Below are 14,230 nucleotides of genomic sequence, written 5' to 3'. Positions count from 1 at the left end.
TGCCGACGTGGCGACGGGTTAGCGTCGTGCCATGACGGAGTCGCCGAAGGACAGCGTGGAATTGTCGAATGCGTCGGATTTCCCGGCACTGTGGCCGGTGTCGACCCGATGGGACGACAACGACCACTACGGCCACGTCAACAACGTGACGTATTACGCATACTTCGACACCGCAGTGAACGGGTGGCTCATGGAAACGACGGGTGTGGACATCAGGACTCTGCCCGCGATCGGCGTCGTGGCCGAAACCTCGTGCCGCTATCTGTCCGAGCTCAGTTTTCCCGATCGCCTCCAGGTCGGTCTGGCGGTGGAGAAGCTGGGCACCCGCAGCATCGTCTACTCGCTGGCCTTGTTCCGAGAAGCCGAGGACGACGCACTGACATTGGCCGCTCGGGGACGGTTCGTTCACGTCTACGTCGACGCGAACTCCCGCCGTCCCGTCCCCATTCCCTCCGAAATCGAAACCGCAGCACGCACTTTGGTGATCGGAACGTCAGTAGACGCCTGAATCTAGAGCCCGATTTCGTCGGCGCGCTGCAGCGCTCGGGTGACGATGTCGTCGATCAGCGTGGTGGTCGGCGCGCCGCCCACGGCGCGGTTGCGTGAATCGGCTTCCATCCGGCGCATGACGCCTTCGGCGATGATCGACAACTTCCACAGCGCCAGCACTTCCCAGAATCCGGCATCGGCCACATCGCGGCCCGTGTTGTACGCGTAGGACTCGACCAGCTCCGCCCGGGTAGGGAAACCGGGCAGAGTCGATGCCATGAAAGGACCGGCAACCCCGTCGTCCGCCTGAGGCCAGTAGGCGAGCAGACCACCCAGATCCGCCAACGGGTCTCCGAGCGTGCACAACTCCCAGTCGACGACGGCAACCACGCGGCCGTCGTTTCGAGCGGTGATGACGTTGCTCAGATGGAAGTCGCCGTGAACCAGCGTCACCTCGTGCTGCTCGGGGATCTTGGCCGTCAATCGTGCTGCGAGCGAATCGATTCCAGGAACCTCCCGGGTTCGGGAGGAGTCCCACTGCGTGGTCCACCGCGCGATCTGACGCGCAGCGTAGGGCTTGCGGCCGGCGAGGTCGGCAAGACCCGACGACTCTAGGTCGACACGGTGTATGTCGGACAACGCCGCGGTCAGACCGAGTCCGACACGTCGACGCTGATCGGGGTCCAACTGTTCGGCAGCCGACACCGAGTCGACGACGACCCCGTCGACGAAACTCATCAGGACCAACGGAACCTCGGAAATGGCTGGATCCTGCGTGATCGCAATCATTTTCGGCACAGGGACCGGCGAATTCTGCAGACCGGAGAGAATCCGGTGCTCGCGCACGACGTCGTGAGCCGACGCCAACAATTTGCCCAACGGCGGCCGGCGAAGGACCCACGCACTGCCACCGGCGTCGCGAACCGCGTACGTGAGGTTGGACTGGCCGTTACCGATGCGCTGAAACGAGAGCGGCGATGTTGCGCCTATCCCCAGCTCCGCGATCCACGTCGACACTGCATCTTCGTCCAAGCCCACCACGCCCATACAAAACCCTCACTTCGTTGTGCGGCACCGTTGCCGACGGACATCACCGGTTCGGGTGATCGTAACGAAGCGGTGCCAACGGATGCCGGTGGCACAAGCACAGACGGTCAGCTGGCGCGACCGAACGCGGAGATCAGCGCCGGAGTAGCAACGGCAGCGGCCTCGTGCCGCTTGACAGCAATTTCGTCGATTTCGCCGACGAGCAGTGCGGTCATCGACTCGGGCTCGGCACACCAGACGGCCGAGATGTTGTGCACCTCCGCTGGCGCGAACAGTCCACTGGTGGACAGCGCGTCGATCCATTCGGCAACGGCATCGGCCGTGGGCTCCGGCATCACCGTACGGTCCAGCGAGTCCGCTTGGAACTCGTTGCAAAAGAACGCGCGGACCATATCGAGCTGCCCCTGCGACATTGTGGTCATGTTCTTCTCCTTCGAGTTTCCGACTTCTGTTGGTGCCGAATGCCCGTTCACGAGTTGCGATGAGCCGACCAGACCGTGTTCAGATCGTTACCAACTTGGCCGTAACGGGGGAATACGGTTTTCCGATGCGGCTGAAACTACGCCCTTTTCGACGGTCTCGCCCAGGGTGAACTGGACTATGTGACCATAGTCACACAGATCGGCCCATCCGATCAACGACTTGCAACGAATTCATAGTTCGCATTTCAAAATACTGTGACAGGAGACAAACTCCGCACAAAAGTCCAGGTAGGCGAGGTGCGACACTCGAGAGCAACTACTCGGAGCCGCAGTCGAGTAGCCTCCTCTACACCGCACTGGACCAGACACTCCGACCGATCGGTTGGTTGTAGGGTCAAATTCTACTTCTGGTTTGGTTTTTCGGCTGTTTGCAGACTCCAGGAATTTGACAGATCACCATTACTAGGTTGCGGCTACAACAAGCAATCGACGCTTCTTCGTCGTGATCCGACCGTTACCGCAGATGCTCAGCCGGCTCCCACGATGCTCACACCTCACGCTCAGCCGACTGCGGCAGTCTGGCGTCCATGCGATCACCGAGTCTCGACAGCGGACCGATCCGGTCACCCCGTGGAGCCGGCAACGAGAGCCGTTCGGCGAACACGAGCGAGCGAGCGCACCGACGGGCGATCCGTACCCGGCTGACGGTGTCGGGCCTCTGCGCGGTGCTGTTGTCGGTACTACTGATGTGGGTGCCGAACCTGGCACCGGTGTGGCCCGTCTCCACGAGCCCGGCCGCCGCCCTGGCCTCGCGAGCGCTGAGCACGATCGACGTCACCGCCGTGCTGACCGTCCTCGCCGCCCTCACCGTTGTCGCCCTGGTCCGAAAACTGCCTTACGGCATCGGGGTGGTGATTGCCTGCGTCCTCGGCGCGGAAGTGACCACAGCTCTGGTGCGTCACCTCGCGGCGTCGTCGACAACGGCCACCGACCTTCCGAGCGGGCAGCTCGTCGCTGTCACAGCGCTGGTGGGGGCCGCGTCGATGGTGGCATCGGCCACGTGGCGGCCGATGATCCTCGGGCTCGGAACCGTCGCCGCCCTCGCTGTCGGAGTGGCACAACTGGCCGTCGGGTCCGTCTCCCCCGTCGGGATTGTCAGCGCACTGCTGATCACGGGCGTGTGGTGGCCGGCGTGCTCGGTGGTGATGCTCTTCTCACCCGCAGCCGCTGCCCGCGAGGCTCGAAACCCGTTCGATACCGCTGCCCTCGTCGCCCAACGCAGAATGGGACGCTTCCGTTGACACGGAAGCGTCCCATCCGGGCCGAGATGGCGACCGACTAGAGGGCCTTGAGCTCCTCGGTCACCTCGGACACCGACTTCTTTGCGTCGCCGAACAACATCGACGTGCCTTCCGCGAAGAACAGTGGGTTCTCGATTCCGGCGAAGCCGGACGACATCGACCGCTTGAGGACGATGACCGACTTCGACTGATCGACGTTGAGAATCGGCATCCCGTGAATCGGGCTCGACGGATCGTTGCGCGCCGCCGGGTTGGTCACGTCGTTCGCTCCGATGACCAACGTGACGTCGGTGCGAGAGAACTCGTCGTTGATATCGTCCATTTCCTTCATCGCGTCGTACGCGACGTCGGCCTCGGCGAGCAGCACGTTCATATGTCCCGGCATGCGACCGGCGACGGGGTGAATGGCGTACTTGACCTCCACGCCCTTGGACTCCAGCAACTTGGCCATGTCCTTGACGGCATGCTGTGCCTGAGCGACGGCAAGGCCGTAGCCGGGCACGACGATGACCTGGTTGGCGTAGGCCATCTGGATCGCTGCGTCTGCCGCCGAGGTCGCCTTGGCGGTTCCCCCACCTGCACCGGCCGGGCCTGCAGCCGCGTCGCCGCCGCCGAATCCACCTGCGACGATCGCCGGAATGGACCTGTTCATGGCCTTGGCCATGAGGTTGGTCAAGATCGTGCCGGACGCGCCGACGATCATGCCCGCCACGATCATCGCGGTGTTGTTGAGCGCCAGACCCGCAGCCGCAGCAGACAGACCGGTCAGAGCATTGAGCAGCGAAATGACGACCGGCATGTCCGCGCCGCCGATCGGCAATACCACCGTGAGACCGAGGATGCCTGCCAGTACGAGAACCGCGACGATCCACCACTGCGACACGCCGCCGCCCGGAGTGGCGTTGATGCCGATGACCACTGCAGCGGCCACAGCGCCGATCAGCAGCAGAGCGTTGAGCGGCTGCTGCAACTTACCGATGGTGATCGGCGAGCCGGGCAGAGTTTCCTGCAGCTTCAAGAAGGCGATGAGCGAGCCCCAGAACGAGATGGAACCGATGATCGCCGCGAAGAGTGAGCCGATGACTATATGGACCGTCGGCGACTCTCCGTGGTTGAAGTTCGAGAATCCGGACGTGTCGAGGAACTCGGCCCATGCGATCAGTGCGACCGTGCCACCGCCGACGCCGTTGAACAGAGCCACCAGCTGCGGCATCGCCGTCATCTTCACCCGTCGCGCAGGCGGGATTCCCAGCGCCACGCCGACGACGAGTCCGACGATGATCAGGATCCAGTTACCGGTGTCGCGAATGGATATCAGCGTGGCCACCACGGCGATGAACATGCCGACGGCGGCGATCTGGTTGCCCCGCACGGCTGTCTTCGGTCCGGTCAGACCCATCAGACCGTAGATGAACATGCCGAAGGCGACGATGTAGAGAATGTTGACGAGATTGTCCATCAGGAGTCAGCACCCTTCGAGGTCTTGGCGGGCACCGGCTTGGACTTGAACATGCCGAGCATGCGGTCGGTGACCACGAATCCACCGATGACGTTGACGGTTCCGAACACCAGCGCGACGAACAGGATGACCTGCAGTCCGATGGACGGGTCGTGCACCTTTCCGAGGACGACCAACGCGCCCAACACGACGATGCCGTGGATGGCGTTGGTTCCCGACATCAGCGGGGTGTGCAAGGTGTTCGGCACCTTGGAGATCACCGCGAAACCGACGAACCCGGACAACACCAGGATCGCGATGTTCGCGAGAAGCGGGGTGTACATCAGTTCTCCTTCTCACGTGTCACGCAGGCACCGGCGAGCACTTCGTCGGAGAAATCCGGAGCGAGTGCGCCGTCGACCAGCATGAGCTCGAGCAAAGCCGAGATGTTCTTCGAGTACAGCTCGCTGGCGTGCTCGGGCATCGTGGCAGGCAGGTTCAACGGCGAGCAGATGGTGACGTCGTGCTTGACGACGGTCTGGCCGGGCTCGGTGAGTTCGCAGTTTCCGCCGGTCTCACCGGCCAGGTCGACCACGACGCTGCCGGGCTTCATACCCTCGACTGCGGCGGCCGTCACCAGACGCGGTGCGGGACGGCCGGGCACCAACGCCGTGGTGATCACGACGTCGAATCCCTTGATGGCCTCTTCCAGGGCACGCTGCTGCTGGACGCGTTCGTCCTCGGTCAGCTCACGCGCGTAGCCGCCTTCGCCGGCAGCATCGATCCCCAGATCGAGCCACTGCGCGCCGACGGAACGGACCTGGTCGGCTACCTCCGGTCGCACGTCGTAGCCGGTGGGTCGACCACCGAGACGCTTCGCGGTGGCCAGGGCTTGCAGGCCGGCCACACCGACACCGAGAACGAGCACAGTCGCCGGCTTCACCGTTCCGGCGGCGGTGGTCAGCATCGGGAAGAACCTCGTGGACTCCGACGCGGCCAACAGAACGGCCTTGTACCCGGCGACGTTCGCCTGAGAAGACAAGGCGTCCATCACCTGAGCGCGGGAGATACGCGGAATGGCTTCGACCGCGAACGCCTGTACTCCGGCGGCCTTCAGCGCGCCGATGCTGTTCTCGGCATTGCGTGGGGCGAGGAAACCGATGAGCGTCGAGCCCGACTTCAGCCTCGAGATCTCTGCTTCGGTGGGCGGCGCGACCTTGACCACGACCTCCGAGCCCCAGGGATCGCCGATCGTGGCCCCGGCTGCGACATAGAGCTCGTCCGGGATCAGAGCGCCGAGTCCGGCACCCGATTCCACGACGACCTCGACGCCCTTGCCCGTGAGCGCGGCAACGATCTTCGGGACCAGAGCGACACGTCGCTCACCTTCCCCCGATTCGCGGACCACACCGACGACCGTCGTGGATCCCGAACCCTTTTCAGTGCTCTGCGATGTATCCAAATCTCCGTCTTCCTGCGTTGAATGGTGCCCACCGATCGGCCAATGGCTCGAAATCTGCGACGAGTGGACGAACCCATGCGACAAGGCACGAGGTTCCTGATAGTAGCCACAGCAAATGGAGCGCGGGTAACCCAGAACACAGTCCGATTCGTTCTGAATCGAGTCCGTTTCGACATTTCGCGACTACAGGACGAGCAATTGTGATGCACGCCATACAGGTCAATCCGTGATGATCGGACCTTACAGTGACAATCGTGGAATCTTGCATCTTCTGTGCCATCGTCGCCGGCGACGCACCTGCCCACCGCGTGTTCGAGAACGACAACACCGTCGCCTTTCTCGATATTCGACCGATCAGCAGGGGCCATGTTCTGGTGGTTCCGCGCGAGCATTCCGCAGACCTGACCTCCACCGGACCGGACACGGCTGCCGAGGTTTTCCGCGTCGGGCACACGCTGGCGCGCGCAGTGCGCGAGTCCGACCTCCGCGCCGACGGTGCAAACCTGGTGATCAACGACGGCGTCGCCGCATTCCAAACCGTCTTTCACCTGCATCTGCACGTGGTGCCGCGCTGGGACCGCGACCGACTGAAGTTCGCGGCGGGGTTCGTCACCCGTCGCCTGCGTGAACCCGAACGGGTGGCCGAGGCAATTCGATCCGGAATGGCCAGGGTCGCCGGGGAGCAGACCTCGTGAGGTTGTTCTTGTCTTCGTATCGATTCGGCGGCCATTCCGACGAGTTCGCCCGCCTCACCGGCCCGCCCGCCGATCTCGCGGTCATCGCCAATGCGGCCGATGCCTGGCCCGCCACCGCCCGCGAATCCTCGCTCCGCAGCGAGTTCGGACCCCTGCGCGCGTTGGGATACCGGCCGTCGGAGTTGGATCTGCGCGATTTCGCCGGGAGGCCGGCCGCATTCGAGCGCGCCCTGGCAGCGTTCGACGCAGTCTGGGTCCGCGGTGGCAACACGTTCGTGTTGCGCGCTCAGATGGCTCGTTCCGGTGCGGACGAGGTCATCCGCGGGCGCGTTCGGGCCGACACCATCGCCTACGGCGGGTACAGCGCGGGAGCGTGCGTCGCTGCGCCGTCACTGGCCGGAGTCGAGGATGCCGACGACCCCAACGAGGTACGGCCGATCGCAGGCATCGATCCGGTGTGGAGCGGGCTCGGTCTCGTCGACTTCTCCGTCGTCCCGCATCTCGATTCCGTGCTGGACGAGAAGGATTCGGGGTGGGCGACGCTGCGCCGTCTGCGACGCGAGGGAATCGAAACTCACGGACTGACCGATAGCCAGGCAATCGTGGTCGACGACTCCGGGACGACAATTCTGGGTGCGTGAACCGTGATTTGTGCTGTGCGACCCGTGATCAGCCCAGGCGAGCGAGCGGCGCGAGCCGGTCGAGGGACGACCACGCGAGAGAGCAACGGCGAGCAGTCATTTCGTCGGCATCGAGGACGAGCATGTCGAACAGTCGGCGGGGTGCTGCACGCCACGAGTCGGCGATGGCCGCGACGGTCGCGCTCTCGAACATCCCGGATTTCAGCAACGCGTGCACCCACTCGTCGACCTCGCCGCGGTGAATGCGCTCGATGGTGTCGTATTCGACTCCGCCCCCGAGGAATTCGTACGAGAACATCGCCGCCACATAGTTCCAGGAGTCACTTCCGGGATCGATCATCGTGCAGCCTCCTTGTCGACCCGCACCGCATGGGGTGCGAGATGCGCTGCGCTGGACGCTAGCGCTGCGAACTACAACATTGCGTGTCGACGACGCATCGATCTGGTAACGCCTGGGGCTGGTGTTACTGATGTGACTCGGACAATCCCAGCGGCGTCCTCGTTCACGCCCCACTGCGAGTCGTGACAGACTCGAGTGGCGACGGTCACATGTACGACGTGAGGAGAACCGGATGTCGGTGACTACCGATGCAGATGCCCACCTGAGCGAGCTCGAAGCGCTGCTTCCCGCCGGTGCCGTGGTCACCGACCCCGACATCACCGAGGGATACCGACGCGACTGGGCCAAGGACCCCGACGCAGGTTCCCCATTGGCCGTGGTCCGCGCGCAGTCCACCGACGACGTCAGAGCCGTCATGCGGTGGGCCACCGAACACGCGGTAGCGGTCGTCCCGCGTGGGGCCGGCTCGGGCCTGTCCGGTGGCGCCACGGCCGTCGACGGCGGAATCGTGCTCACCACCGAGCTGATGCGCGAGATCACCGTCGACCCGGTGACCCGCATAGCCGTCGTACAACCCGGACTGCTCAACGCCGAAGTCAAGAAGGCAGTCGCCGAACACGGTCTGTGGTACCCACCGGATCCGTCGTCGTTCGAGATGTGCTCCATCGGCGGCAATGCGGCCACCAATGCCGGCGGGCTGTGCTGCGTGAAGTACGGCGTCACCACCGATTACGTTCTCGGACTCGAGGTCGTCCTCGCCGACGGGACTGCCGTCCGACTCGGCGGACCACGCCTGAAAGATGTTGCCGGACTGTCCCTTGCGAAGCTCTTCGTGGGATCCGAGGGCACCCTGGGCATCATCACCGAGATCACTCTTCGATTGATCCCGGCCCAACCTCCGGCCAGCACCGTGGTTGCCTCGTTCGCCTCCGTGCACGATGCGACGACTGCCATTCTGGCCATCACCCGTACCTTGCGGCCGTCGATGCTCGAGTTCATGGACCGTGCGTCCATCGGTGCCGTCGAAGATGCCATGAACATGGGACTCGACCGCGAGGCAGCTGCGATGCTCATCGCTCGGTCCGACTCCCCCGGTGCCGATCGAGGGCGAGAGATCGACATCATGGCCGCAGCGTGCACCGAGGCCGGTGCCTCGGATGTCTTCACCACCGACGACCCCGACGAGGGTGAGGCCTTCGCTGCGGCACGGCGATTCGCCATTCCGGCGGTCGAACGACTCGGCAGCCTACTGCTCGAGGATGTCGGTGTTCCGCTCCCTGCCCTCCCGGCTCTCGTCGACGGGATCGCCGAACTGTCGAAGAAGTACGACGTGTTGGTTGCCGTCATCGCGCACGCGGGCGACGGCAACACCCACCCGCTGATCGTGTTCGATCCCGAGGACGCCGACATGACCCGTCGCGCCAACGTCGCATTCGGAGCCATCATGGATCTGGCAATTTCGTTGGGCGGCACCATCACCGGGGAACACGGCGTAGGTCGCCTCAAGAAGGCCTGGCTGCCCGATCAAGTCGGCGAAGACGTCATGGAACTGACCCGGCGAATCAAGACCGCTCTCGATCCGGCCGGAATCCTCAACCCCGGTGCTGTGCTCTGATCAGAGCGGCTGACGCCGCACGTGCAGTGTTTTCGGGTCGTTCCGCAGGCTCCACTCCTGCCTAGTAGCAGGGGTCGAGTTTCCGCGCACGACCCCGAGTCAGACGGTGAACCCGTCCGCCACCGTCAATACCTCGTCGAGGATTTCCAGTCCCTGACGAATCTCGTCCTCGGTCGTCGTCAGTGGCGGTGCGATCTGCAGACGGTTGCCTGCGACGAAGGGCCACAGACCCCGTGACTTCGCCGCGGCGGTGACGGTGCCCATCGCCGCCGCATCCTTGCCCGACGCGGCGAAGGGCACCAGCGGCTCCCGCGTCGCGCCGTCCTTGACCAGCTCGACGGCCCAGAAGAATCCCTTGCCGCGCACCTCACCGACGCTCGGATGCGATTCGGCCAGCTTGGACAGGCCCGCACCGAGTACGTCCTCGCCGACGTGACGCACGTGAGGAAGGATCTTGTCGCGCTCGAACACCCCGATGGATGCGACGCCCGCGGCACACCCGAGGACGTGACCGGAGTAGGTCAAGCCGCCCGGATACGGCTTGTGGTCGAACTGCGAGGCGATCTTCTCCGAGATCACGACCCCGCCGAGGGGCACGTATCCGGAGTTGACGCCCTTGGCGAAGGTGATCAGATCCGGTGTCACATCCCAGGCCTGGCACGCGAACCATTCGCCGATTCGCCCGAACCCGACCATCACTTCGTCGGCGATGTAGACGATCCCGTACTTGTCGCACAGTGCCCGAACGCCGGCCAGATATCCGGGCGGCGGGATCAGCACACCGTTGGTACCGATGACCGATTCGAGGATCAGTCCAGCGATGTTCTGCGAACCTTCGAGCACGATGACCTGTTCGAGGTGTGCCAGTGCTGCGGCTGTCTCGTCCTCGGGAGTCGTTGTGCCCCAGGGCGACCGGTACGGGTACGGCCCGAAAAAGCGTACGACGTCGACGTTGGTCGGCTCGGTGCCCCATCGTCGCGGCTCGCCGGTGAGACCGATAGCGACTCCGGTTCCGCCGTGGTACGAGCGGTAAGCGGCAAGCATCTTCGTGCGTCCGGTGTGCTGGCGCGCCAGCCGCACCGCGTGCTCGACGGCTTCGGCACCGCCCGTCGTGAAGAACACCCGGTTCAGATCACCCGGAGCGCGTTCGGCGATCAGAGCAGCGAGTTCACTGCGCTTGTTGTTGGCCACGGTCGGAGAGATGGTCGTCAGAACCTGGGCCTGTTCGACGATGGCGGCCACCACGTCGGGGTGTTGATGCCCGAGATTGACGTTGACCAACTGGGACGAGAAGTCCAGGTACCGATTGCCCTTGTCGTCCCAGAACCACGACCCCTCGGCACCCTCGACGGTGATCGGGTTCAGTTCGGCCTGCGCCGACCAGGAGTAGAACACGTGATCCATCTACTTGCCGCCTTTCTTCGGTGTGACACTCACCGGAGCGTACGACTGGCCGACGGCAACAGTCCCGTCGCCCGTCACGACGTAGCCGTCACTGATGTGCGAATCTGCGGAATGATGCTCTCTCCGTACGCTTCGAGCGTCGCTGCCTTGGCGTCGTGCTGCAGGTACACCGAGAACTGGTCGACGCCGAGTGTCTCCAGCTCTTTCAGCTTGGCGATGTGATCGGCCGGGGTGCCCAGTAGGCAGAACCTGTCGATCACCTCGTCCGGAACGAATTCTGCGTGCGAGTTTCCGGCTCGACCGTGCTCGTTGTAGTCGTACCCTTTGCGCGCCGCGATGTAGTCGGTGAGTGCCTGCGGAACACCGCCGCCGTTACCGCCGTAGCGTGCGACGATATCGGCGACGTGATTGCCGACCATCCCACCGAACCAACGACATTGGTCGCGGGCATGTTCGAGCCCGGCCTCGGTACCGTCGGTGACGTAGGCGGGAGCTGCCACGCAGATCGAGATCGAATCCGGATCTCGGCCCGCCTGCTCGGCCGCAGAACGCACTCGGCCGATCGTCCACGCAGCGATATCCGGATCTGCCAATTGCAGAATGAATCCGTCCGCTACCTGCCCGGTGAGCTCGAGGGCTTTCGGTCCGTACGCCGCGACCCAGACCTCCAGCGTCGAGTGTTCCGCCCACGGAAACTGCACCGTCGTCTCACCCACTCGGGCGCTGCGCCCGTTGGCCAAATTTCGGATCACCTCGACTGAGTCTCGAAGCGAGGCAAGCGTTGTCGGCTTCCCTCCGAGAGCGCGGACCGCGGAATCACCCCGACCGATGCCGCAGACGGTTCGATTGCCGAACATGTCGTTGAGTGTCGCGAACGTCGACGCGGTCACGGTCCAATCGCGGGTAGCCGGATTGGTGACCATCGGACCCACGGTCACACGCCTGGTCGCGGCCAGAATCTGACTGTAGATGACGTACGGTTCCTGCCACAGCAGATGCGAATCGAACGTCCATACGTGCGAAAACCCATGTGTCTCCGCCTGTCTGGCCAGATCGATCACCCGCGACGCCGGCGGATTGCACTGCAGCACCACCCCGATGTCCATGCTCAGATCAGATTCTGTGACAGGTCGCGGCGAACGAAGCGGCCGTGTCCCGCAGTGCCGGAATAGGAAGCACTGTCGACGATGACGCGCCCGCGAGACATGACGGTGTCCACGTGCCCGTCGATCTCGAAACCCTCGTACGCCGAATAGTCCATGTTCATGTGGTGGGTCTTCTCGACCCCGATGCTGGTGTGCCCGTTCGGGTCGTAGATCACGATGTCGGCATCCGCTCCGGGGCTGATGACGCCCTTTCTCGGATACATACCGAACATCCGGGCCGGGGTGGTGCAACAGACGTCCACCCACTTCTCGAGGGTGATCTTTCCGCTCTTCACACCCTGAAACATCAAATCGATCCGATGCTCCACCGACCCGATTCCGTTGGGAATCTTGGAGAAATCGCCGATTCCCATTTCTTTCTGGTCCTTCATGCAGAACGGGCAGTGGTCGGTACTGACGGTTGCCACGTCACCGGTGCGCAGGTAGCGCCACAATTCGTCCTGATGGCCCTCGGCCCGCGACCGCAGGGGCGTCGAACAGACCCATTTGGCCCCCTCGAAGCCGGGTGCACCGAGTTGTTCTTCGAGCGAGAGATAGAGGTACTGCGGACACGTCTCGGCAAACACGTTCTGCCCGTTGCCCCGAGCCTGCGCAATCTGTTCGAGAGCCTGCTTTGCCGATACGTGCACGACGTACAGCGGCGCTCCGGTGACGTCGGCCAGCATGATCGCTCGATGCGTCGCCTCTTCCTCCAGCTGCCACGGACGCGATGTCCCGTGGAAGTACGGGGCCGTGTCGCCGCGTGCGATGGACTGGGCCACGAGGACATCGATGGCAATCCCGTTCTCCGCGTGCATCATCAACAGCGCACCCGTTTCCGCCGCCGACTGCATGGCTCGCAGGATCTTGCCGTCGTCGGAGTAGAAGACCCCCGGGTACGCCATGAAGAGTTTGAAGCTGGTGACACCCTCGGAGACCAACTCGCTCATGGCTTTCAGCGAATCGTCGGTGACGTCGCCGATGATCTGATGAAACCCGTAATCGATCGCGCACCGACCGGCGGCCTTGTCGTGCCACTGCGCCAGAGTGTCCTGGACGCATTGGCCGGGAGTCTGGATGGCGAAATCCACGATGGTCGTCGTACCACCCCACGCCGCTGCGCGAGTTCCGGTTTCGAAGGTATCGGAGGCGAACGTGCCCCCGAACGGCATCTCCATGTGCGTGTGTCCGTCCACGCCGCCCGGAATCACGTACTTCCCGGTGGCATCGATGACGACGTCCGCCGACGTCTCGAGGTCCGCGGCCAGGGACACCGAGCCGGGCGCCAGCACTGCGACGATGGTCTCACCGTCGATGAGCACATCCAGTTCCTGTGCGCCGGTGGTGGATACGACAGTGCCGCCGTGCACGAAGGTGGTGGCCATCAGGGTTGCACCAGCGGGCCGTAGGCGTCGGGTCTGCGGTCACGGTAGAACGCCCATCGGTCACGAACCACTTTGATCAGGTCCATGTCCAGGTCTCGAACGACGATCTCGGACTTGGAATCCGACGCCACCTCGCCGACGAATTTGCCCTCGGGATCGACGAAATAGCTGGTGCCGTAGAAATCGTCGTCGCCGTACTCGGATTCGATTCCGACGCGGTTGATCGCACCCACGTAGTACTCGTTCGCGACGGCCGAGGCCGGTTGCTCGAGTTTCCACAGATAATTCGACAGACCCCGTGAGGTTGCCGAGGGATTGAAGACGATCTCGGCTCCGGCGAGTCCGAGAGCACGCCAGCCTTCGGGAAAATGCCGGTCGTAACAGATGTAGACGCCGATGCGGCCGACGGCGGTATCGAACACCGGCCACCCCAGGTTGCCGGGACGGAAATAGAACTTCTCCCAGAATCCGTTGACGTGGGGAATGTGATGCTTGCGGTATTTACCGAGATACGTGCCGTCTGCGTCGACCACAGCAGCGGTGTTGTAGAGCAACCCGGGCTGCTCCTGCTCGTAGACGGGCAGGATCATGACGATCCCGAGCTCTTTCGCCAACGCCGCGAACCGGTCGACCGTCGGGCCCGGTACGGATTCTGCGTACTCGTAGAATTTCGCATCCTGGAGCTGGCAGAAGTACGGACCGTAGAAAAGCTCTTGAAAGCAGACAACTTTCGCGCCCTGCTCGGCGGCTGACCGAGCGAACCCCTCGTGTGCCTCGATCATCGATTCTTTGTCACCGGTCCACGTGCTCTGGACCAACGCAGCTCGAACTGTGGACATCATCGGC

General features: G+C 63.7%; 15 protein-coding genes. 5 read left to right on the top strand and 10 right to left on the bottom strand.

Annotated features, from left to right (window positions below):
* Nucleotides 1-31 precede the first annotated feature (31 nt).
* Nucleotides 32-508: an acyl-CoA thioesterase gene (locus tag RFA01S_RS26155; protein ID WP_027497940.1), complete on the top strand. Its 477-nt coding sequence runs from the start codon at nt 32-34 to the stop codon at nt 506-508.
* A 2-nt stretch (nt 509-510) separates the two neighbouring features.
* Here the strand turns inward: RFA01S_RS26155 and RFA01S_RS26150 are convergent, their stop codons facing one another.
* Both RFA01S_RS26150 and RFA01S_RS26145 read right to left on the bottom strand, forming a co-directional pair.
* Nucleotides 511-1,536 carry a phosphotransferase family protein gene (locus RFA01S_RS26150; protein ID WP_032406302.1) on the bottom strand — a complete coding sequence of 342 codons (1,026 nt, stop codon included), beginning with the start codon at nt 1,534-1,536 and terminating at the stop codon, nt 511-513.
* Between the two features lie 107 nt (nt 1,537-1,643).
* Entirely contained in the window at nt 1,644-1,958 is a 315-nt protein-coding gene (locus RFA01S_RS26145) for a hypothetical protein (RefSeq protein ID WP_139278557.1), read from the bottom strand.
* A 587-nt stretch (nt 1,959-2,545) separates the two neighbouring features.
* On the opposite strand from RFA01S_RS26145, the gene RFA01S_RS26140 reads away from it, so the two are divergent.
* Nucleotides 2,546-3,259, top strand: a complete 714-nt coding sequence (locus RFA01S_RS26140; protein ID WP_052060462.1) for a hypothetical protein — start codon at nt 2,546-2,548, stop codon at nt 3,257-3,259.
* Nucleotides 3,260-3,296: 37 nt separating this feature from the next.
* On the opposite strand, the gene RFA01S_RS26135 is transcribed toward RFA01S_RS26140, so the two are convergent.
* Genes RFA01S_RS26135 through RFA01S_RS26125 form a run of 3 tightly spaced genes read right to left on the bottom strand, consistent with a single transcriptional unit; the run spans nt 3,297 to nt 6,159 of the window.
* Entirely contained in the window at nt 3,297-4,718 is a 1,422-nt protein-coding gene (locus RFA01S_RS26135; RefSeq protein WP_027497942.1) for an NAD(P)(+) transhydrogenase (Re/Si-specific) subunit beta, read from the bottom strand.
* Nucleotides 4,718-5,041: an NAD(P) transhydrogenase subunit alpha part 2 gene (locus RFA01S_RS26130; RefSeq protein ID WP_027497943.1), complete on the bottom strand. Its 324-nt coding sequence runs from the start codon at nt 5,039-5,041 to the stop codon at nt 4,718-4,720. Before RFA01S_RS26130 ends, RFA01S_RS26135 begins: the two co-directional genes overlap by 1 nt.
* On the bottom strand, nt 5,041-6,159 hold the full coding sequence (locus RFA01S_RS26125) for a Re/Si-specific NAD(P)(+) transhydrogenase subunit alpha (RefSeq protein ID WP_027497944.1): 1,119 nt from the start codon (nt 6,157-6,159) through the stop codon (nt 5,041-5,043). The genes RFA01S_RS26130 and RFA01S_RS26125 overlap by 1 nt, the downstream gene beginning before the upstream one ends.
* 254 nt (nt 6,160-6,413) lie before the next feature.
* On the opposite strand from RFA01S_RS26125, the gene RFA01S_RS26120 reads away from it, so the two are divergent.
* Complete coding sequence (locus RFA01S_RS26120) at nt 6,414-6,854, top strand: HIT family protein (protein ID WP_027497945.1); 441 nt, start codon at nt 6,414-6,416, stop codon at nt 6,852-6,854.
* On the top strand, nt 6,851-7,495 hold the full coding sequence (locus RFA01S_RS26115; RefSeq protein ID WP_027497946.1) for a Type 1 glutamine amidotransferase-like domain-containing protein: 645 nt from the start codon (nt 6,851-6,853) through the stop codon (nt 7,493-7,495). The genes RFA01S_RS26120 and RFA01S_RS26115 overlap by 4 nt, the downstream gene beginning before the upstream one ends.
* Nucleotides 7,496-7,523: 28 nt before the next feature.
* Here RFA01S_RS26115 and RFA01S_RS26110 read toward each other — a convergent pair whose 3' ends face one another.
* Nucleotides 7,524-7,835 (bottom strand): hypothetical protein, encoded by a 312-nt coding sequence (locus tag RFA01S_RS26110; protein ID WP_027497947.1) that lies wholly within the window; start codon nt 7,833-7,835, stop codon nt 7,524-7,526.
* A 232-nt stretch (nt 7,836-8,067) separates the two neighbouring features.
* Between RFA01S_RS26110 and RFA01S_RS26105 the strand changes: the two genes are divergently transcribed.
* Nucleotides 8,068-9,450, top strand: a complete 1,383-nt coding sequence (locus RFA01S_RS26105; protein ID WP_027497948.1) for an FAD-binding oxidoreductase — start codon at nt 8,068-8,070, stop codon at nt 9,448-9,450.
* Between the two features lie 99 nt (nt 9,451-9,549).
* Here the strand turns inward: RFA01S_RS26105 and RFA01S_RS26100 are convergent, their stop codons facing one another.
* The 4 genes from RFA01S_RS26100 to RFA01S_RS26085 form a co-directional block, all read right to left on the bottom strand.
* Nucleotides 9,550-10,854, bottom strand: coding sequence for an aspartate aminotransferase family protein (locus RFA01S_RS26100; protein WP_032406303.1), 1,305 nt, complete (start codon nt 10,852-10,854; stop codon nt 9,550-9,552).
* 74 nt (nt 10,855-10,928) lie between these two features.
* Nucleotides 10,929-11,960 carry a TIGR03842 family LLM class F420-dependent oxidoreductase gene (locus tag RFA01S_RS26095; protein WP_032406304.1) on the bottom strand — a complete coding sequence of 344 codons (1,032 nt, stop codon included), beginning with the start codon at nt 11,958-11,960 and terminating at the stop codon, nt 10,929-10,931.
* 2 nt (nt 11,961-11,962) lie between these two features.
* Nucleotides 11,963-13,384 carry a dihydropyrimidinase gene (gene hydA / locus RFA01S_RS26090; protein WP_032406305.1) on the bottom strand — a complete coding sequence of 474 codons (1,422 nt, stop codon included), beginning with the start codon at nt 13,382-13,384 and terminating at the stop codon, nt 11,963-11,965.
* Nucleotides 13,384-14,223 (bottom strand): nitrilase-related carbon-nitrogen hydrolase, encoded by an 840-nt coding sequence (locus RFA01S_RS26085; RefSeq protein WP_201011551.1) that lies wholly within the window; start codon nt 14,221-14,223, stop codon nt 13,384-13,386. The genes hydA and RFA01S_RS26085 overlap by 1 nt, the downstream gene beginning before the upstream one ends.
* Nucleotides 14,224-14,230 lie beyond the last annotated feature (7 nt).

It is taken from the genome of Rhodococcoides fascians NBRC 12155 = LMG 3623 (assembly GCF_001894785.1).
Classification (GTDB): domain Bacteria; phylum Actinomycetota; class Actinomycetes; order Mycobacteriales; family Mycobacteriaceae; genus Rhodococcoides; species Rhodococcoides fascians.
Note: the sequence above shows the minus strand (reverse complement) of the source record. Positions and strands in the feature narration are given on the sequence as shown.